Source organism: Quyinboa sediminis, from assembly GCF_042219855.1.
In the GTDB taxonomy this organism is placed as follows: domain Bacteria; phylum Bacteroidota; class Bacteroidia; order Bacteroidales; family UBA5342; genus JBHJHP01.
This window is the reverse complement of sequence record NZ_JBHJHP010000005.1, coordinates 461,992-481,471: the sequence shown is the minus strand read 5'-3', so window position 1 is coordinate 481,471 and position 19,480 is coordinate 461,992. Positions and strand designations below refer to the sequence as shown.

20 protein-coding genes and 1 rRNA gene are annotated in these 19,480 nt (G+C 39.3%); 11 read left to right on the top strand and 10 right to left on the bottom strand.

Features of this window, described 5'->3' with window-relative positions:
• Nucleotides 1–149: 149 nt before the first annotated feature.
• The 4 genes from rrf (at nucleotide 150) to ACE1EF_RS14505 (ending at nucleotide 3,952) form a co-directional block, all read left to right on the top strand.
• Nucleotides 150–259, top strand: a 5S ribosomal RNA gene (rrf, locus tag ACE1EF_RS14520).
• Between the two features lie 370 nt (nucleotides 260–629).
• The gene (locus ACE1EF_RS14515) at nucleotides 630–1,913 is read left to right on the top strand and encodes a S28 family serine protease (RefSeq protein WP_375721401.1); all 1,284 of its coding nucleotides are present in this window, start codon (nucleotides 630–632) and stop codon (nucleotides 1,911–1,913) included.
• Between the two features lie 131 nt (nucleotides 1,914–2,044).
• Entirely contained in the window at nucleotides 2,045–3,304 is a 1,260-nt protein-coding gene (locus tag ACE1EF_RS14510; protein WP_375721400.1) for a hypothetical protein, read from the top strand.
• Nucleotides 3,305–3,325: 21 nt separating this feature from the next.
• Entirely contained in the window at nucleotides 3,326–3,952 is a 627-nt protein-coding gene (locus tag ACE1EF_RS14505; protein WP_375721399.1) for a WbqC family protein, read from the top strand.
• A 5-nt stretch (nucleotides 3,953–3,957) separates the two neighbouring features.
• Here ACE1EF_RS14505 and ribH read toward each other — a convergent pair whose 3' ends face one another.
• Nucleotides 3,958–4,455, bottom strand: coding sequence for a 6,7-dimethyl-8-ribityllumazine synthase (gene ribH / locus ACE1EF_RS14500; RefSeq protein ID WP_375721398.1), 498 nt, complete (start codon nucleotides 4,453–4,455; stop codon nucleotides 3,958–3,960).
• A 73-nt stretch (nucleotides 4,456–4,528) separates the two neighbouring features.
• Complete coding sequence (locus tag ACE1EF_RS14495) at nucleotides 4,529–5,212, bottom strand: tetratricopeptide repeat protein (RefSeq protein WP_375721397.1); 684 nt, start codon at nucleotides 5,210–5,212, stop codon at nucleotides 4,529–4,531.
• 107 nt (nucleotides 5,213–5,319) lie between these two features.
• Here ACE1EF_RS14495 and ACE1EF_RS14490 point away from each other — a divergent pair, with 107 nt between their 5' ends.
• The 3 genes from ACE1EF_RS14490 (at nucleotide 5,320) to ACE1EF_RS14480 (ending at nucleotide 7,440) form a co-directional block, all read left to right on the top strand.
• Nucleotides 5,320–5,970: a hypothetical protein gene (locus ACE1EF_RS14490; RefSeq protein ID WP_375721396.1), complete on the top strand. Its 651-nt coding sequence runs from the start codon at nucleotides 5,320–5,322 to the stop codon at nucleotides 5,968–5,970.
• A 67-nt stretch (nucleotides 5,971–6,037) separates the two neighbouring features.
• Entirely contained in the window at nucleotides 6,038–7,153 is a 1,116-nt protein-coding gene (recF, locus tag ACE1EF_RS14485; RefSeq protein WP_375721395.1) for a DNA replication/repair protein RecF, read from the top strand.
• Complete coding sequence (locus ACE1EF_RS14480) at nucleotides 7,150–7,440, top strand: DciA family protein (RefSeq protein WP_375721394.1); 291 nt, start codon at nucleotides 7,150–7,152, stop codon at nucleotides 7,438–7,440. Before recF ends, ACE1EF_RS14480 begins: the two co-directional genes overlap by 4 nt.
• A gap of 56 nt (nucleotides 7,441–7,496) precedes the next feature.
• Here ACE1EF_RS14480 and tsf read toward each other — a convergent pair whose 3' ends face one another.
• The 6 genes from tsf to ACE1EF_RS14450 form a co-directional block, all read right to left on the bottom strand.
• Entirely contained in the window at nucleotides 7,497–8,318 is an 822-nt protein-coding gene (tsf, locus tag ACE1EF_RS14475; protein ID WP_375721393.1) for a translation elongation factor Ts, read from the bottom strand.
• A gap of 16 nt (nucleotides 8,319–8,334) precedes the next feature.
• Nucleotides 8,335–9,168: a 30S ribosomal protein S2 gene (gene rpsB / locus ACE1EF_RS14470; RefSeq protein ID WP_375721392.1), complete on the bottom strand. Its 834-nt coding sequence runs from the start codon at nucleotides 9,166–9,168 to the stop codon at nucleotides 8,335–8,337.
• 110 nt (nucleotides 9,169–9,278) lie between these two features.
• Nucleotides 9,279–9,665, bottom strand: coding sequence for a 30S ribosomal protein S9 (gene rpsI / locus ACE1EF_RS14465; protein ID WP_375721391.1), 387 nt, complete (start codon nucleotides 9,663–9,665; stop codon nucleotides 9,279–9,281).
• Between the two features lie 5 nt (nucleotides 9,666–9,670).
• On the bottom strand, nucleotides 9,671–10,126 hold the full coding sequence (gene rplM, locus ACE1EF_RS14460; protein WP_375721390.1) for a 50S ribosomal protein L13: 456 nt from the start codon (nucleotides 10,124–10,126) through the stop codon (nucleotides 9,671–9,673).
• A gap of 183 nt (nucleotides 10,127–10,309) precedes the next feature.
• Complete coding sequence (locus ACE1EF_RS14455; RefSeq protein ID WP_375721389.1) at nucleotides 10,310–11,194, bottom strand: hypothetical protein; 885 nt, start codon at nucleotides 11,192–11,194, stop codon at nucleotides 10,310–10,312.
• Nucleotides 11,195–11,439: 245 nt separating this feature from the next.
• Nucleotides 11,440–13,734, bottom strand: a complete 2,295-nt coding sequence (locus tag ACE1EF_RS14450) for a sodium-translocating pyrophosphatase (protein WP_375721388.1) — start codon at nucleotides 13,732–13,734, stop codon at nucleotides 11,440–11,442.
• A 203-nt stretch (nucleotides 13,735–13,937) separates the two neighbouring features.
• On the opposite strand from ACE1EF_RS14450, the gene ACE1EF_RS14445 reads away from it, so the two are divergent.
• Nucleotides 13,938–15,095: a redoxin domain-containing protein gene (locus ACE1EF_RS14445; protein ID WP_375721387.1), complete on the top strand. Its 1,158-nt coding sequence runs from the start codon at nucleotides 13,938–13,940 to the stop codon at nucleotides 15,093–15,095.
• Complete coding sequence (gene queG, locus ACE1EF_RS14440) at nucleotides 15,092–16,027, top strand: tRNA epoxyqueuosine(34) reductase QueG (RefSeq protein WP_375721386.1); 936 nt, start codon at nucleotides 15,092–15,094, stop codon at nucleotides 16,025–16,027. The genes ACE1EF_RS14445 and queG overlap by 4 nt, the downstream gene beginning before the upstream one ends.
• Before the next feature lie 32 nt (nucleotides 16,028–16,059).
• Here queG and ACE1EF_RS14435 read toward each other — a convergent pair whose 3' ends face one another.
• On the bottom strand, nucleotides 16,060–17,022 hold the full coding sequence (locus ACE1EF_RS14435) for a glycine N(alpha)-acyltransferase GlsB (RefSeq protein WP_375721385.1): 963 nt from the start codon (nucleotides 17,020–17,022) through the stop codon (nucleotides 16,060–16,062).
• 2 nt (nucleotides 17,023–17,024) lie between these two features.
• The gene (locus tag ACE1EF_RS14430) at nucleotides 17,025–17,843 is read right to left on the bottom strand and encodes a lyso-glycine lipid O-acyltransferase GlsA (RefSeq protein ID WP_375721384.1); all 819 of its coding nucleotides are present in this window, start codon (nucleotides 17,841–17,843) and stop codon (nucleotides 17,025–17,027) included.
• 245 nt (nucleotides 17,844–18,088) lie between these two features.
• On the opposite strand from ACE1EF_RS14430, the gene mraZ reads away from it, so the two are divergent.
• On the top strand, nucleotides 18,089–18,556 hold the full coding sequence (gene mraZ, locus ACE1EF_RS14425) for a division/cell wall cluster transcriptional repressor MraZ (protein WP_375721383.1): 468 nt from the start codon (nucleotides 18,089–18,091) through the stop codon (nucleotides 18,554–18,556).
• Between the two features lie 14 nt (nucleotides 18,557–18,570).
• Nucleotides 18,571–19,470, top strand: a complete 900-nt coding sequence (gene rsmH / locus ACE1EF_RS14420) for a 16S rRNA (cytosine(1402)-N(4))-methyltransferase RsmH (protein WP_375721382.1) — start codon at nucleotides 18,571–18,573, stop codon at nucleotides 19,468–19,470.
• Nucleotides 19,471–19,480: the final 10 nt, after the last annotated feature.

Sequence of the window (19,480 nt, the reverse complement as noted above, 5' to 3'; positions counted from 1 at the left end):
TGAAGATATGTTTTTGTTGTAAGATACAAGACATAAGATATAAGACAAAAGAGATAAGATGTAATGTTTACTACTTATCACTTACTACTTATCACTTACTACTTATAACTTATTACTTATCACTTATTACTTACAACTCAATAAAATCTTAAGGTGGTTATAGCGTTGGGGTTCCACCTCTTCCCATTCCGAACAGAGAAGTTAAGCCCAATAGCGCCGATGATACTGCGTATTGTGGGAAAGTAGGTCGCCGCCATTTTAAAGAAAAGCCTTCCGGAGTAATCGGGGAGGCTTTTTTTATGCCCATAATTTTAAGGCTACACTAAAAGTGCCAAAGCAGTGTATTGCATTAAGCCCTGTGGCATACCCTTAGCCTGTGATTAGTAATTAGGATTTTAAACATGGATTATATTATCGCGGAATACCATCGGGCCAGGTAGCACCGGTGATACTGTCCCGACCCTGCTGGCATCGGGATGGCAGTTATAACAGTTGCAATTAATTTTTAAGCCGGATGCTGCTGAAATATAGTTTCAGTTTCCTGCTTGCCTGAAATTCCCAATACTCATGCGAAAGATTTGTTCTGTTATTGGTTATATTTGTACTTCTATCAGACAAACAACATGCAAATGAAACGACAAATTCTTTTACTGGCTTTATTATTAGCCTTTTTTCTACAGATTTCAGCTTCTGAATTATCTGAAAAAATTGAAAAGTTACCTAATGTGACCAGCGTTGAGGAATTGGATGTCATACCTTTTTTCTCCGAGAAATACATGGTTCAGGTAAAGCAACCCGTAGATCACGAAGATAGCACAAAAGGTTTTTTCAATCAACGCGTCATCCTTTGTCATCGTGGATACACAAATCCTATGGTAATGATTACCGAAGGTTACAGTGCTTCATATGCACTTAGAAAATCCTACAAAAATGAATTGTGTGATATTCTTGATGCAAATCAATTGTGTATCGAGCACCGTTATTTTGAAAGTTCAACCCCCGATCCGCTCAACTGGAAATATCTGACTACCAAAAATGCTGCAGCAGATCATCATGCCGTGAACCGGATGTTCAAAACGATTTATACCGGAAAATGGATTGCAACAGGTATCAGTAAGGGTGGACAGACAGCTATTTTATATAAAGCTTATTATCCCGATGATGTTGATGTTACAGTCCCTTATGTGGCACCCGTAAATTTTGGTGTTGAAGACGGAAGGCATGAACCGTTTATTGCAAACAGAATTGGTTCTTCAAAGGACCGTAAAACAATTCGTGATTTTCAACTTGAAGTCTTAAAAAGGCGTGACAGGTTAATGGGTATGTTTGAGAAATTTGTTAAGGATAAAAATTATACCTTCAAAGCAAATCTGGATACGGTATATGATTTATGCGTACTGGAATATTCATTTGCATTTTGGCAGTGGGGTAAACCTGTTAAGGCGATTCCATCAACAGATGCCCCGGACTCTGTCATCTTTAAGAATTTTGTAGAGGTCAGTTCTCCTGATTATTTTTCAATCGAAGGCTCTGAGAAGTATGTCTCTTTCTTTGTACAGGCAGCTCATGAGCTAGGGTATTACGGATATGACACCAGACCGTTTAAACAGTATCTGGTGATGAAAGATGCACATAACTATTTGTTAGATTATTTTTTAAAAGATATCTATCAACCGCGATGGTTGAAAACAATGGAATGGGCGAATAAAAAGGTACAGAAAGATGGTGATAAAATGCTGTTCATATATGGAGCTTGGGATCCATGGTCCGCACCGGCATATGTAAAAGGAGACAGAAAGGATCAGCTCGTTATTTACAAGAGGCATGGAAGTCATAGGGCACGTATAAATAATCTCCCTTACTGTAAAAAGAAAAAAGCCATCAGAACACTTAAAAAATGGATTGAGAGTTAACACATAGTATAGTTATATGAACTATACAGAAGAACTCCAAATTATCTGTTATCAGGTATTTGGAGTTCTTTTTGTTTTAATTAGTGCAGATATTTTATCACCTTTGTGCCCTCAAAATCTAAAATATATAAATGGTAAAGATTAAAGAAGTTATAGTTGTGTTTGTGTTGTTTATTGCGACAACAACTATTGGATTTACGCAGGAAAAAAAGGACAGTAAAATTGAATTTTATGGTTTCGTCAGAGCAGATCTTTTTACAGATTCCTATAAAGGGTTAAACAGTGCTTCCGATCAGTTTTATCTTTTCCCATTGTATGCAGGGAAAGATGCACAGGGAGAACAGATAAATTCACAGCAATCAGCTGATTTGGTGTTGATGGGTACACGCGTGGGAATGAAAGCTTACGGTCCAGAATTACTGGGAGCCAAAACGCTTGCCAATGTGGAAGGAGATTTTGCAGGTAAACCTTCCTCCATCACTGGTATTGTAAGGTTGCGTCAGGCTAACATAAAATTCAACTGGGAAAATTCGGTTCTGACCGTTGGTCAGACCTGGCATCCCCTGTGGGCCGGTAAAATTTATCCCACCGTTGGATCATTGAATACTGGTGCACCATTTCAGCCATTCAACAGAAGTCCTCAAATTCGTTATGATTATACTTACAAGGCTTTAACTTTATCTGCAGCCGGAATTAGTGAGTTTCAGTATTTAAGTTACGGGCCGGAAGGAAAAACGGATCATTACCACAGAAATGCAGTGATGCCGGAGGTTTTTGCCGGGGCTGAATTAAACAAAGGCATTGGTACGCTGGGCGTGGGGGTAAGCTATAAAATCATTCATCCTCAAATCACAACCATCAATAATTATGTTGCAGATCATACAGAACAATCAACGGTATTTATGGCTTATGGACAGATTCAAACCGGGGAGCTTACAATAAAGGCCAAATCCATCATTGGTGAAAATACCAGTTATCTTTTAATACCCGGGGGATATGGCGTTAGTGCTATTGATGATATAACAGGGGATTACACCTATGCAAACTATAAATCATCATCTCATTTTATTAATGCGGTTTATGGAAAAGCATGGCAGATAGGTGGATTTGCGGGTTACTTTCTAAACCTCGGAACAGATAAGGCCCTGATGAATACTGGTACTTCGGAAAACCCGGTTTACAGTTGGGGGCTTAAACCTGAAGTGCAAAGCATGTACAGACTCTCAGGGCATGTAGCCAGAAATTATCGAAATATGCGTATCATTCTTGAATTTGAACATACTATGGCACAATACGGTATTGATGGTTTTAAACCATCGAACGGGCTTTACAGTGTAACGGATAATGCGATAAATAACCGCTTCTTAATGGTGATGTATTATTATTTTTAGTCAAACTAATCGAAAAGTGTGATGGTTCAACCTGCAATTCTGTCAACAGCTTATCTTGGTCCGGTTCAGTATTACACGAAATTTCTGAATCATAGGGTTGTAATCGAAAAATTTGAAACTTACCTTAAGCAAACGTACAGAAACAGGTGTGTTATCATGACTGGTAACGGGCCGGAAAACCTTACAATACCCGTGATCAGGCCTTTTGGTAACCATACTCTTGTGAAGGATGTACAGCTGGATAATAGCAGAAAGTGGCAACTGCAGCACTGGAGAGCATTAATTGCAGCGTATAACAATACGCCCTTTTTTGAGTTCTATGCGGATGATTTTGCTCCGTTTTATGAACATAAATACACCTATTTACTGGATTTCAATGAGGAACTTAACCGGATCGTACTGGAAAATACCGGTTTGGATGCTCCTTATTCTTTTTCAGAAAGTTATCAGGATTTGCTTAAAAATGATTTCAGAGATAGCATTCATCCTAAAAAAAGCATAGAAGATCCTGAATTCAGGCCCATTGAATACCATCAGGTATTCGGTGAAAAGTATGGTTTTGTACAAAATCTCAGCATTGTGGATCTGCTTTTTAATTGTGGCCCGGAAGCATTACTGGTATTAAAGCAATCTGTTCAGGTACACTAATTTATTCAATCCTGATCCAGACTTTTTGAAAAGGCTACCATCTTTATGGCAGTAATAGCACCTTCATCACCTTTGTTACCATGTATGCCACCTGCACGATCAAGAGCCTGCTGCAGATTATCGGTTGTCAGAACTCCGAAAATTACAGGAGCATTATATTTTACATTTAAATGGGTAATTCCCTGGGTCACACCCTGACAAACATAGTCAAAATGAGGCGTATCACCTTTAATAACGCAACCTAGACAAATTACGGCATCAACATCTGTTTTGTCGAGCATAACTTTAGCTCCATGAGTTAATTCAAAACTGCCCGGAACAAATTTTACCAGGATGTTTTCTTCTTTAACTCCATGTTTAATCAGAGAATCAAAAGCACCTTTTTTCAATGCTCCCGTAATTTGTTCATTCCATTCGGAAACGACAATGCCAAATTTGTATTCAGAAGCATCCGGAACTGATGTAAGGTCATAGTCCGATAAATTTTTTAAACTGGTTGCCATAATGCGTCATGTTTAAACAATTAAGGCTGGCTATTTAAGCCAGCCTTAATTGTCTGTAGTTTTGTTTTCCCAATTATTTAATTAAAGCAATATACTTTTCAACATCGCGGGCTTCAGCACTATTGCTGTATTTCTCCCTGATTGTTTTGAATGTTTCTATCGCTTTGTCATTTTCATTGTTCGTATAATACGCTATACCCAATTTCTTAAGGTAGATAGGTGTTGTAAATTCGTTGTCGTAATCTGTTGCAGATTTATAACTGCTGATGGCGTCAGCATATTCACCTAATTCCATATAACAGTCACCTTTAGCACCAAGCGCAACAGGGGTTACTAAATCATCACCGCCATCGAATTTGTTCAGATAATCAATAGCAGATTGAAAATCTCCAAGATGCATATAAGATATTCCGGCATAATAAGCAGCTAGACTACCTGATTTTGTCGCACTGTATTCATCAGAAATTGATTCGAATCCAAGGAAGTTCCCATCTCCCTGCAAAGCCAGTTTAAAAGAGTCGGCAGCAAAATACTGTTCCCCGATAAACATTTGGGTCTGAGCTTCTTTCTCTAATGGCTGCAGATAAAAACGGTTATAACCCATAACCGCCGCAACAATAGCTATAATTACCAGTAACCCTATAACTAATTGTTTTTGGTTTTTTTCAATAAATTCTTCTGACTTCGTCAACGCCTGTTCTACGTTTTCGAAATTCTCTCCCTGATGCTGGTTTTTTACATTCTGTTTATTCGCCATTGTATTGCTGTTTTTTTCGGTACGCAAATGTATATTATTTAGGTGAAATAAAAAATTTTAGAATTTAATTATTCCCGCGCTAATCGATTTTTTCTTAACTTAAAACCATGAAAAAATTGGTGTCATTTTTAATACTGGTTTTAAGCAGTTTTTCTGCAGAAGATATTTTAGCACAGAAGCGTATAACTCTGGAGTTTTTACCGGGTATTTCTGGTACTTTACCAATGCCGTTAACCGTATATCAGGGGGGACATCAGGTTGCTGCTTTTGCGGCACATTATGAGACCAGATCTTTGGAAATGCCCGTATATTATTCTTACAGGCTTGGCTATATCAGTTCTTCTCGTGGCTGGGAGCTGGAAATGAATCATCTTAAAATTTACCTCACCAATACAAATGAAGTGGTATCTCATTTCTCGGTATCACATGGTTATAATCAGTTGTGGTTAAATCATATATGGAAAAGTAACTTTGGTATTTTCCGACTGGGGGCCGGCCCGGTCATATCCCATGATGAAACCACAGTAAACGGGAAAAGACTGGATGAGAAGGGGGGACTTTTTAATAACGGGTATTTTATTCGTGGCGCCAGCATACAATTAGCATATCAGAAACGGTATTATATATGGGAGCATTTATTTGTATCTGCAGAGGCCAAAATTAGTTTTGGCTATGCACACATTGGTGTGGTTGAGGGTTACGCCAGTACTCCTATACTGGCAGGACATCTCTTGTTTGGTGCCGGAGTTGCGTTTTAAAAATCCGGCATATTCTTCTCAATTCGATGCTTCAAATATTATCTTTGTTATCTGCAAATAATCATTTATGTATTTAGAACATCTTTCTGTCGTAAATTTTAAAAATATCTCACAGGCTGATCTGGATTTTTGTTCCAAGATAAACTGTTTTATTGGTGATAATGGTGTTGGAAAAACAAATCTTATCGATGCGATTTATTACTTATCGTTTTGCAGAAGCTATTTTAATGCATCCGATAGCCTGAGTATACGGCATGATGAAGGCTTTTTTATGCTGCAGGGTATTTATCAGAGATCGGGAAGGGAAGAAAACATCTCCTGTGGCCTTAAACGGAAGCAAAAAAAGCAGGTTAAAAGAAACAAAAAGGAATATCAAAAATTATCGGAACACATTGGATTGTTGCCGGTTGTGATGGTTTCTCCGGCTGACAGCAGAATTATTTCAGAGGGAAGTGATGAACGCAGACGCTACATTGACGGGGTAATTTCTCAGTATGACCGTAAATATTTAACTGCTCTTATTCAGTATAACAAGGTGTTGCAGCAGCGCAATGCCCTGTTAAAACAATTGAGGGAACGCCGTTCTTTCGATCGCAGTTTAATAGAAATTCTTGATGAGCAACTGGTACAGTTTGGCGATATTATCTATACGGTAAGAAAGGATTTTATTGATAAACTGATACCGGTATTTCAGAATTATCATGATATTATCTCCATTGGAAGGGAAAAGGTGCACATTGAGTACGAATCCAATATGCACGAACCTGATTACCTTAAACAACTGGAGGAAAGTTTTGAAAAGGATCTGATTCTTGGTTTTACTTCAGCAGGAATTCATAAAGATGATATAGTTCCTTATATTGACGGGTATCCAATTAAGAAGATTGGATCACAGGGACAACAGAAGACATTTTTAATTTCACTCAAATTTGCCCAGTTTGAGTTCATTCGTAAAGTCAATGAGATATCGCCAATTCTTCTGTTGGATGATATTTTTGATAAGCTTGATAGTTTCAGGGTTGAAGCGATTGTGAAGCTGGTTTCAGGAGATACGTTCGGACAGATTTTCATTACAGATACCAACCGCGATCATCTGGTAACCATTCTGGGTAAGATACAGGAAGAAAATATTATATACCATGTGCAGTCTGGCGGCGAAATCAGTAAAACAAAAAGTGCATGAGGAAAAACAATACACAGGATATAAAATCAATCATTAAGGATCTTTTAAAAGAGAACCGATTGGATAAAAGGTTTGATGAACAGGAAGTAATTGATGCATGGCCGGTTATTGTTGGGGCTATGTTTGCCAAATATACAAACAAGGTTTATTTTAAAAATAAAACTTTATATGTCACAATGACATCTGCTGCTGCCCGTCAGGAATTGTCTATGGCCAAATCGCATCTTATTGCCACAATAAACGAGAAGTTTGGTGAGGAGATGGTCAGTGAAATAGTATTCTATTAAAAAAAAAGAGGTCCAATATAATTGAACCTCTTATCTATAAAACAATTTGAGTTATATTATACGTTCAATGTATAACGTTTGAAATCAGTAACTGTCAGGTCTTTGTTAACACTCTGCAGATAAGCTTTCACACTCATTTTTGACTCTTTTATGAATGCCTGCTCCAACAGCGTGCTTTCCTGGAAGAATTTATTCAGACGACCCTCAGCAATTTTATCAAGAATCTGTTCCGGCTTGCCTTCTTCACGGGCTTTTTCACGACCTATTTCAAGTTCTTTTTCAATAGTTGCCTGATCAACACCATCACGATTAACAGCAATAGGTGCCATGGCGGCAACCTGCATTGCAACATCTTTAGCTACCTGCTCATCTGTTCCACCAATATTCAGTCCAACAATGGTTGCCAGTTTGTTACCAGGGTGAATGTATGAAACCACTGTTTCTGCTTCAACAGTGTCGTAGTAATCCAGTTCCAGTTTTTCACCAATAATACCAATCTGTTCAACGATTTGATCACCAATTGTTGATCCGTTTAATTCGATAGCTTTGAGTGCTTCAACGTCAGCTGGTTTGTTCTCAAGAGCAGCGTCAAGAATACTCTGAGTAAAAGCGACAAAGTTGTCGTTTTTGGCAACGAAGTCTGTTTCACACTTTAATGCTACAACAGCGGCAAAGTTACCTTTGGTTCCCGAAAGAACACAACCTTCACTTGCTTCTTTATCTGCACGTTTACTTGCTACTAACTGACCTTTTTTACGTATTATTTCAACAGCTTTGTCAAAATTACCGTCAGCTTCGGTTAATGCATTTTTACAATCCATCATGCCGGCACCGGTCATTTGACGAAGCTTGCTAACATCTGATGCTTTGATAGCCATTTTATTTAAGTTTTATTTAATCGTTATCTTCTTCTGAATCGTCACTGTCCTCAACATCCTCATCATCCTCATCTACAGGCTGAGCCTTTTTTGCTGCAGCTTTTTTGCCTTTAGCAGGAGTCTTATTTTCCTTTCTTGTGGATGCTTCGGCTTCACGTTCTGCTTTGCGTTCCTGCAATCCCTCTGCTATAGCCTGAGACATAATGTCAATAATCAGCTCAATTGATTTTGAAGCATCATCGTTTGCCGGAATAACAAAGTCAATGTTTGACGGATTAGAGTTGGTGTCAACAATACCGAAAACAGGAATTCCTAGACGAATAGCTTCTTTTACTGCGATATGTTCTTTCATTACATCCACCACAAAAAGAGCAGCTGGAAGACGGGTCATGTCGGCTATGCTACCCAGGATTTTATCCAGTTTAGCCCGCTGACGTGTGATCTGTAATTTCTCCCTTTTTGAAAGTGTATCGAACGTTCCGTCGGTTGACATCTTATCGATAGATGTCATTTTTTTAACTGCTTTACGGATCGTAGGGAAGTTGGTGAGCATACCACCAGCCCAACGTTCAGTTACATACGGCATGTTTACGGCAGAAACTTTATCTGCAATAATATCTTTAGCCTGTTTTTTTGTTGCTACAAATAATATTTTACGACCTGATTTGGCAATCTGCTTTAACGCATTCGCTGCCTCGTCTACTTTGGCAACTGTTTTGTGCAGGTCAATAATGTGGATACCATTACGCTCCATGAAAATATACGGAGCCATAGCCGGATTCCACTTTCTTTTTAAGTGGCCAAAATGACATCCGGCATCTAATAATTGTTCGAAACTTGTTCTTGGCATGTTTAAATTTTTAACGTTTACCTTCTTTTGTTTAACTCAATCCACGGGTAGTTTCAGACGAAAGTCCCGAGAATTTAGATACTAAACGACTTGCTATAACAAACGCAATATTAACGTTTAGAGAACTGGAATCTCTTCCTGGCTTTTGGACGTCCCGGTTTTTTACGTTCAACCACACGTGAATCACGTGTAAGGAATCCTTCAGCTTTAAGCGCAGGTTTGCTTTCTTCGTCAATTTTTACCAATGCACGGGCAATGGCAAGGCGAAGTGCTTCAGCCTGACCTTTATAACCTCCTCCATCAAGATTTGCAGTAATATCATATTTGTCACTCACCCCTATAGTTTGTAAAGGCTGCTTAACAATGTACTGTAAAATGTCTGATGGAAAAAATTCAGTAAGATCCTTCTTGTTGATGGTAACTTTACCAGAACCCTCTTTTACGTAAATACGGGCAATTGCTGCTTTACGTCTGCCAATAGCGTTAATTACTTCCATACTAATTATTTAAGGGTTTTTAAATCTACTAATTTAGGTTTCTGAGCTTCATGTGGATGCTCAGTACCGGTATAAACATATAAATTCTTCAGAATTGCACGTGACAGACGGTTTTTGGGTAACATCCCTTTTACTGCCTGCTGAATCAGCTTCTCAGGTTGTTTTTCGAAAACATCTTTTGGAGACTGAATTTTCTGGCCTCCCGGATAACCTGAATGGCTAACGTGCTGACGCTGATCCCATTTGTTTCCGGTAAGAACAATTTTTTCAGCGTTAATAATAATCACATTATCCCCACAGTCTACATGAGGTGTGAAATTGGGTTTTAGTTTGCCACGTAAAATTTTGGCAACCATTGATGATAAACGGCCCAATACAGCGTCTGTTGCATCAATAACAATCCATTCTTTGTTTGCAGTCGCTTTATTTGCCGAAACGGTTTTAAAACTTAATGTATCCACTTTATTTCAATTTTAATGTTTAAGAACCACAAAAAGCATCTAAAAATGCTGGTTCGATTGTTTATTTGTCTGTATGACAGACAGTTGCTTTTTAGCGGATGATAATCGGACTGCAAAAGTAAACTATATTTTCTTATAATCAAAGAAAAGTATTAAAATCATGCAGTGTTTTTAAGTGCTTTTTTATAAAGGAGTAAGCATCTGTTTGCCTTTTATGGAGACCGGTTCAAGATAAAGTATATGTTCCCTGAAATCTATGGTTACTCTAAACCGGTTTAAAAATTCATTTCCAATACTGTTAGGGATAAAATCAGACAGCCAGACGGGCTGACCATTGATTTGGATCGTTTTGTTTATGCTCATCGGTTCAGGCTCGAAAAAGACGAATGTTTTGTTATGTATTCCATCAAGTTTAACCGCGCTATGTCTGAATTCGTCCTTGTGTTTCTTTTTTTGCGATGAGCTTAAATCTGAATAATATAAATGGATGCCTAATGGTGATCGTGTATCAACTGCAACATCATGAGTGCCGAAATCTTCTGTTTGTAATTCAAGATTGATGCCTGTTGTCTGTCTGTCGTCCCTGAAACTCATCTTGAAGGCACTATCCGGAATTTGTAAAAGTTTTACCTTATCCGTAATTTTAAGAACCTTCGCTTTAAAGTCAATCTGGAGAATCCTGTTTTCAAAAATTTCCGGCCCAAGTGTTCCCAGAATAGAATCGGGAAATGCGTAGATGCCTCTTTTTTCAAGTTTACTGGCTATCCTGAATTCACTGTTTTTAAATAATGTGGTTCCAATCATGACGGAATCAATGGTAGTAATTTCATTGTCCGGATTGATATAAACAAGGCGCAACCGATCTGACTGATCAGATCTGAGTAGATTTTGGCCATTGGTTTCAATGTAGAATTTGGCAGGAAAACTTTTGTTATTAATGCAAGCCGTAATTATTATCTGTCCGTTCTGACTTATTGTAAAGGGGACGATGCTTACTTCCGTATTTTCTGCAAATGACAATTGTATCAAAACCAAACCTATCAACAGTAATTTTAGTTTCTGCATCATTTTGATAATTAGGCGTTCTGATGAAACAAAAGTATGAAAAATGTGTCAGATACCGAAAAGATTATGTTCCGGCTACAGGTAGGTAATTTTACCCTTTATGCGCTTTTCTTGTATTGATTTCCAGTCTTTTCACTTTACAGGTTGTTATTTTCAGTTGTTCTGTAAACGTGACTTTGCAGTGTGATGAATAAAAAAGGAGGTCGTTTAAGAACAACCTCCTTCTGTATATTTAAAATTAAATCTGATTACAACAAGCTTAAAGTGACAGTTACGCCGGCCATTACAACAGATACCATGGTCATTAATTTGATGAGGATGTTAAGACTTGGTCCCGCAGTATCTTTAAACGGATCACCTACGGTGTCACCAACAACACCTGCCTTGTGTGCTTCGCTACCTTTTCCACCATAATTACCTTTTTCGATAAACTTTTTGGCATTGTCCCATGCACCACCAGCGTTATTCATAAATACAGCAAGTGTAAAACCTGCAGTAAGACCACCGGCCAGTAGTCCGATGACACCTGCCACACCCATTGCAGCACCAACAATTACCGGAACAATAATAGCAACAAGTGAAGGCAGTAGCATCTCTTTTTGCGCTCCTTTGGTTGAGATTTCCACGCATTTTGCATATTCAGGAGTTGCTTTACCTTCAAGAATACCTTTTATTTCACGGAACTGACGGCGGACTTCATCAACCATTGAGCCGGCAGCGCGGCCAACAGCTTTCATTGTCATTGCACTGAAAAGAAATGCCATCATGGAACCTATAAATATTCCACCCAGGAAAAGAGGATTGAACAGTGTGATGTCGTAGGCGGCTGAGAGATCTTTTACAGAAGCACCGGAAATGCTTACGGCTTTAATGCCGTCGGCAACAGCAGGTGCTACGTCATGATAAAATACATATGACCCCTTGCTAACAAATCCTTCACCTGCCTTGGCGATTTTATCAAACCATAATCTCACTTCCTCCATATATGCAGAAATAAGTGCCATAGCGGTAAGTGCAGCTGATCCGATGGCAAAACCTTTTCCGGTTGCAGCAGTCGTATTGCCAAGCATATCAAGTGCATCGGTTCTTTCCCTGACTTCTTTCGGTAATTCACTCATTTCAGCATTACCTCCGGCATTATCAGCAATCGGACCAAATGCATCTGTTGCCAGAGTGATACCCAAAGTGGATAACATACCTACTGCAGCAAACCCGATTCCATAAACACCCATTGAGAAATGCAGGTTTCCACCGGCACTGTAAAAGGCACCCAGAATCCCTAGAACAATGGTAACTACAGGGATCCAGGTCGAGTACATACCAACTGCAAGGCCATCGATGATTGTGGTGGCTGGTCCCTGAAGTGCCTGTTTGGCTATCCCTTTGGTTGGTTTGTATTCATCTGATGTGTAATGCTCGGTTGCCTGACCAATGATTACACCGGCAGCCAGTCCGATAACTACAGATCCGAATACCCCCCAGGTAATCCATCCTGCAACTGCCATTCCGGCCATTGCTAAGAGGATTAATACTGAACTTCCTCCCGTTCCCAGTAAAAGGGCATTCAGAAGGTTCTTCTGCGTAGCGGATTCTTTGGTCCGGACAAGAAATATACCAATTATAGACAGAATGATCCCAATGGCGGCCACAAACATAGGTGCAGTAACTGCCTTGACAGGATCAAGGCCGGCATCTTTTAAGACAACTGCCGGTAAAGCGGCTCCAAGCGCTGCAGTTGCAAGAATTGATCCGGCATAACTTTCGTAAAGGTCGGCTCCCATGCCCGCTACATCACCTACATTATCACCAACGTTATCTGCAATAGTTGCAGGGTTCCTTGGATCATCTTCAGGAATACCAGCTTCCACTTTACCTACAAGGTCTGCGCCGACATCGGCAGCTTTCGTATATATACCACCGCCAACACGGGCAAATAAAGCCTGGGTTGATGCACCCATCCCGAATGTTAACATGGTAGCTGTAATTTCAACTAACTTCTGAGTTTCAGAAGTTCCGGGATGCACAAAGGTGAGACCTGCAAAATGAAGACCTGCCTGCATGTGTTCCGGAGTGAATATAACAGTATTTAAAAACCAAAACCAGGCTGCAATGTCAAGTAATGCAAATCCGACAACAATAAGGCCCATTACGGCACCACTTCTGAAAGCGACTTTCAGACCTTTATTTAAGGACTGGGATGCTCCGTGAGCGGTTCTGGCTGACGCATAAGTTGCGGTTTTCATTCCCAGAAAACCACACAAGCCGGAGAAAATACCACCGGTTAGGAAGGCGATGGGAACAAATGGATTCTGAACCTGGAAATATGCCATAACGGCAAGTAAAACTACAAGAATAATAAAGACAATTCCAACTACTTTGTATTGCCGCTTCAAATAGGCCATTGCTCCCTCTCTGACATGTTGAGCAATTTCCTTCATTCTGGGTGTTCCCTCTGAGTTTTTCATCATGGATTTAAAAAATATCCATGCAAAAACAAGAGCTATTAAGGCCGATAGAGGGATTAACCAAAAGAGTGTTGTCATAATAATAAGATTTAAAATGGTTAGTATTCGTTCTTTTTAGTAAACTGAGGGGCAAATATAGTTAAAAAATGAAATGAATATCGGGAATCAGATGTTAGATTAAAACTAAATTACGTGTTTTTTAGAACAATTGTAGATATTGAAAAATGTCATTTAAATCATATTATCTTTGTGTTCTGATCTTAATCCTTTAATGTGCAAAAATGAAAAAGACACTTTATGTTCTCATTGTAATATTGATTGCTGTTTCCTGTAATAAAAAACCAAAAGGTCTGGTCATCGATGGCAGGATAACAAATGCAGGTAATGAATATGTGTATCTGAGCACGCTTGGTGCACAGAATATGGAGTTAATTGACTCCCTGAAGCTGAAAAACAACGGTAAGTTTAAATTTACCCTTGCACCACCGGAATATCCGGAGTTTTATTTCCTGCGGTTTGGTAAAAAGGAGACCGTAACCATTCTGGCGGATTCAGCAGAACATATTTCTGTAAATTCAGAATTTCCCGATGTGTTAGAAAGGGCCGAAATAAGTGGCAGTAATGATACCAAAAAGATACTGGAAATGGACCGGAAATTACGTGCATTGAGAGTCGGGTATAAAAACTACAGGAAGGCCTGGGATGAAACAAAGGATCCTGCTGAAAAAGAACAGATTGTAAATAATATTATTGATGAAATAAATGCCTATAAAAAGGAGGCAGGACAGATGGTGATGGAGAATCCACGGTCTTTTTTTGGATATTATATTCTTTACCAGAGACTGGATAATACATATGCGCTGTTTAACCCTTATGATAAGAATGATTTTAAGTATTTTGGTGCATTGGCTACCTCTTTAAATATTTATTATCCTGATGCCCCCAGAACAAAGGCTTTGTATGCCAAGGTTGAGGATGCAATTCGTGTACAGCGACAGGAGCGTTTTGACAAGATGTTGCAGGAGGCTGAACAGGGACTGCCGGATATAGAAATGCCGGATGTAAATGGTGATACAGTAAAACTTAGCAGCTTAAAGGGGAAAACGATCATTCTGAACTACTGGGCTTCGACCAATCAGACTTCACGGGTCAATAACCGTATTTTGAAAACCATATATAATAAATATAAAAACAAAGGACTTGAGATTTATCAGTGTTCACTTGATAAGAGTAAGGTTTTATGGGAAGTGGCACTCGATGAGGATAATATCAACTGGATTTCACTTTGCGATTTTAAGGGCGCAGATTCTAGAGCAGTATGGATGTATAACGTACAGGAGGTTCCTACAACCTACCTGATAAATAAAAAAGGTGATATTGTAGGTAAATACAATGATCCTATTGAGCTGGAGAAAAAGATAAACGAAATTCTTCGATGAATGATACCGGTCCGGACAAGCTGACAAAAATAATAAGATCAATGATTCTTGATCAGGGGTTTACTGATGTAACCTTTGCTCGTGTAAGAAGTCTGGATGAGTACATTCCTTCATTTAATAAATGGCTTGAAAATGACTACCATGCGGGAATGTCGTTTATGGAAAATTATAAGGATAAGCGCATTGATCCTGCAGAGCTTGTTCCCGGTGCCAGAACGGTGGTTGTGGCTATTATGAATTACTTCCCTGAACATAAACAACCTGAAGATATACCGCAGGTGGCAAAATATGCATACGGGAGAGATTATCACAAGGTATTAAAGAAAAAACTGAAACGGGTTTTGGAACATCTGAAAACCGAATATGCAGTTTCAGGAAGGGTTTTTGTTGATTCAGCACCTGTTATGGAAAAACCACTTGGGGAAATTTCAGGCATGGGTTGGATTGGTAAAAATGGCTGTCTTATCCATCCCCGTTATGGATCATTTTTTGTTATGGGTGAGTTGATAATTGATGCCGAAGTTGAATATGGAAAGCCTGCTGTCATGGCCTGCGGTAGTTGTATGAAATGTATAGAAGCATGCCCTACGAATGCCATTGTTTCACCCGGTGTTATTAATTCTGAGAAATGTTTGTCTTACCTTACCATAGAAAAGAAAGATAAAGAAGTTTGGGAGGTAGATAGTCTGCATAACAGAATTTTTGGGTGTGATATTTGCCAGGATGTTTGCCCCTGGAATAAAAAGAGCAGTCCATCAAAGGAGCCTGATTTCAATCCACGAAATGATCTCATGAACCTTACGGTGGATCGCTGGTCTGCCTTTAATGAATCGGAATTTCGTGATTGTTTTGCCGGAACGCCATTGATGCGTGCAGGTTATGTGGGCATGCAGCGTAGTCTTAGCATGCTAAAGTCTAAGTCCCCAAAGTAGCATCTCAATGCAGTGCATCAGGATGCATTCCTTCATTTGAACTCTATATTGGCCTTGGAGTCTGAATTCTGAATATAACTTTCGATGTATCTTTTTTTCTTATCATCAAAAATATCGGCAATCGTAATCATGATGCCGGTTTCCTCTACGTCCCCAAATACATCATTTATGGCTGTTCCAAACGTTTTCATCGTTGGTGAAAGATTCATATACGCATTTACCAGTGGTGGAATATTGACGCCCCGTTTGCGGACTTCTGCATTCAGAATCTTGTAATCTTCCTTGTAACTTCCGGAAGAGAACAGGCTGTCGGTCTGATCTTCTGTAAGTTCAGTCTGAAGTGGTTTGAATGGTTTGATCAGATCCTCCGGATCAGGAAAATGCTTCTGCATGAAAGAAAGGATGAGATCTCTTGCCTCGCTGTTAAAGTGAGGATACATCGTAACTTTTCCAAAAAAATATTTTATTTCCGGATGATCCACACAAAGTGCACCCAGTCCGTCCCATAGATTGTCCAGTGCAAAAAGGGCTTTGGCCCCGGCTTTCGAAGTCTGATAATCCGGTTGAACGAACGAACGGCCCAGTTCTATGGTGTAAGGCAAATATTCAGCAATGAATTTTTCGGAGTAGTTGAAAAGCCTTGCAGTTGCGATTAATACATTTCCGTCTTTATCCCTGGGTATGTCTTCACCCAGCATATAACGATAGCCACCAAGTATTTCTTCAGCCTCAGGATCCCATACAATAAGTTGTCTGTATGGATTTTCCTGAAGATCATATTTGTCAATGTCAGCAGCTTTGCCGGTTCCTCCTCCTGCGTTGCGAAAGGATATCTCGCGTAACCGACCGACTTCCTGCATCATGTTAGGAGAATTGTGATGCGTAAAGACGTAGATCTGATTTCCGCCCTTATTCGTTTCCCTTAAATAGGTCTTGTCATTTAATTCCTTCTTGATTAAATCCCTGTCAACCTTTGCAATTATTTCTTCCATCATTCTTATTTAGCAAGTTCGTAAACTTTTTCTTTTACATCAGCAGCCCATTCTGCCGCTTTTTTGTCCCTGGTAAAAGTTTTATAGGAGATCGGTTTTCCGAAGGTAATTGTTATTTCTTTATTCTTAAATTTAAACATTTCATTTGGCAAATAAAGCATTTCAATATTAGATTTAACGCTTAATAACTTTCGAAGGTTTGCCAGATTATAAAAGAAGTTTGAGATTCTTCCGCTGATATGAACCGGAACGACATCACGCTCATATTTAACTGTTTTATTAATAAAGGATTTTTTCCACTCCAGATCTTTTATAACCCCTCCTGAGCGTCTTGAAACGAGTCCGGCAGGAAACACGGCAATCTGATCATTGCCTGCATATGTTGCGTTCATTGCTGCCAGAAAATCTTTGTTCTGTCCTCCATGTTTATTTACAGGGATGAAAAAAGGGTCCAGATTTTTTATGTTCATCAGGATGTCGTTGGCCAGAATTTTAACATCACCAAATCTTCCTTTAATCTGATCCAGTAGCGCAATGCCATCTAATCCTCCGAGTGGATGGTTAGAGGCAAAAGTGTATCTTGCGTGAACCGGAATCTCATTTATACCCTTAACATTCACTTTCAGGTTCAGTAAGCCCAGTATGGCTTCTGTAAAATCCTTGCCGGTTTTGTGTCCGTCTTTCGCCAGAAATTCATTGATTTCTTCCTGATGAATTATGCGTTTCAGATAGTTGATTATAAATGCCGGTATGCGTTTTGCCAGCCCCGGATTTTTATCTTCAAAAACCTTTTCTACATCTATTCTTAAAGGTTCGATGTCCATCTTTACCTTGTGTTTTCCTGAAATTAAACGTGCAAAGTTAATATTTTTTTTATTTCGAGGTAGTTGAAAGTGGTTTTTTGGTTTTGTTATTTTTCAACCCTGAATTATTTAGGAAAGTGTCCTAAATCCATGATTAATAAAGGGAAAAGTTATTAACATATGTTTACAATTTGTTGAAAAAAGTGGGGTATTGTGGGGTAAAGTGGGAAAAATATTCGTATTTTAGCAGGAATTAAAATCAGCAAATGTCATTTGTGGGAGATTATACCGTAAAGGCTGATTCCAAGGGACGTATAGCGATTCCTTCGGCATTCAGAAAACTTCTTGAAAAAGATGAAGGGGAGCGGTTTGTCTTTCGTAAAGATGTGTTTCAGAATTGTCTGGTGTTGATTCCGATAAAGGAGTGGGAGGTTCAGGTTGCACTGTTAAGGCGTAAGCTTAATGATTACAATCGCAATCACAAGAAGTTTAAAGCTCAGTTTTTCAGGGATACTGCTGAGGTTGAAATGGATAAAAACGGTCGTGTGCTGATTCCCAGAAAACTATTCGATATGCTCGCTTTGGATAAGGAGATAGTGCTTGCAGGTATGGATAAGGTTATTGAGGTTTGGGACAAAACCACATACGATGGAAATCAGATGGATGATGATGAATTTGCAACTCTTGCTGAAGAGATTTTAGGGAATGGAAGTTTGGAAAATGTAGATCAGTAAAAAAATAGAATTAGATGCCCGAGTATCACTTGCCGGTTATGCTGAAAGAAAGCGTTGCAGGTTTGAATATAAAACCTGATGGGAACTATGTCGATGCAACTTTTGGTGGTGGCGGGCATTCCGGGGAAATTCTCCGGCATATAAAGAGTGGAAGACTGTTCGGCTTCGATCAGGATAAGGATACGTTAAACAATATTCCGGAAAATTCACAGTTCACATTTATCAATGGAAACTTTCGCTTTTTAAGGCAATTTATGCGCTATTATAAAGTTGAGAACCTGGATGGTGTTTTGGCCGACCTCGGCGTGTCGTCTCACCATTTTGATTCGGAAGACAGGGGGTTTTCATTTCGGTTCAACAGCAAGCTGGATATGCGGATGAATCAGTCATCCGACCTGACTGCGTATGAGGTGATCAACAAATATGATGAAGCGACACTTGCTGATCTGTTTTTTTATTACGGGGAAATTAGAAATGCGCGGTTGCTGGCTTCCAGAATTGTAACTGCCCGTAGTTCCTCCGATATTGAAACAACAGCCCAGCTCAGGGATATTGCAGTAGGTTGTACCAGTGCCAGGCACGAAATGAAATATCTCTCTCAGGCATTTCAGGCTTTACGGATTGAGGTAAACGGAGAGATGACGGCCTTAAAACAAATGTTGGAACAGGCGGGTGATCTGCTAAAACCTGGTGGTCGGTTAAGTGTTATAACTTACCATTCATTGGAGGACAGACTGGTAAAAAACTTCTTTAAAAGCGGAAACTTTTCGGGTGTTGCTGAAAAAGACTTTTACGGCAATGTGCTATCTCCTTTTACACTGGTCAACAGAAAAGTTCTGATACCTGATGCTGAAGAGCTGGATAGAAACCCGAGATCAAGAAGTGCCAAGTTAAGGGTGGCAGAAAAAAACTAATTAATTAAAA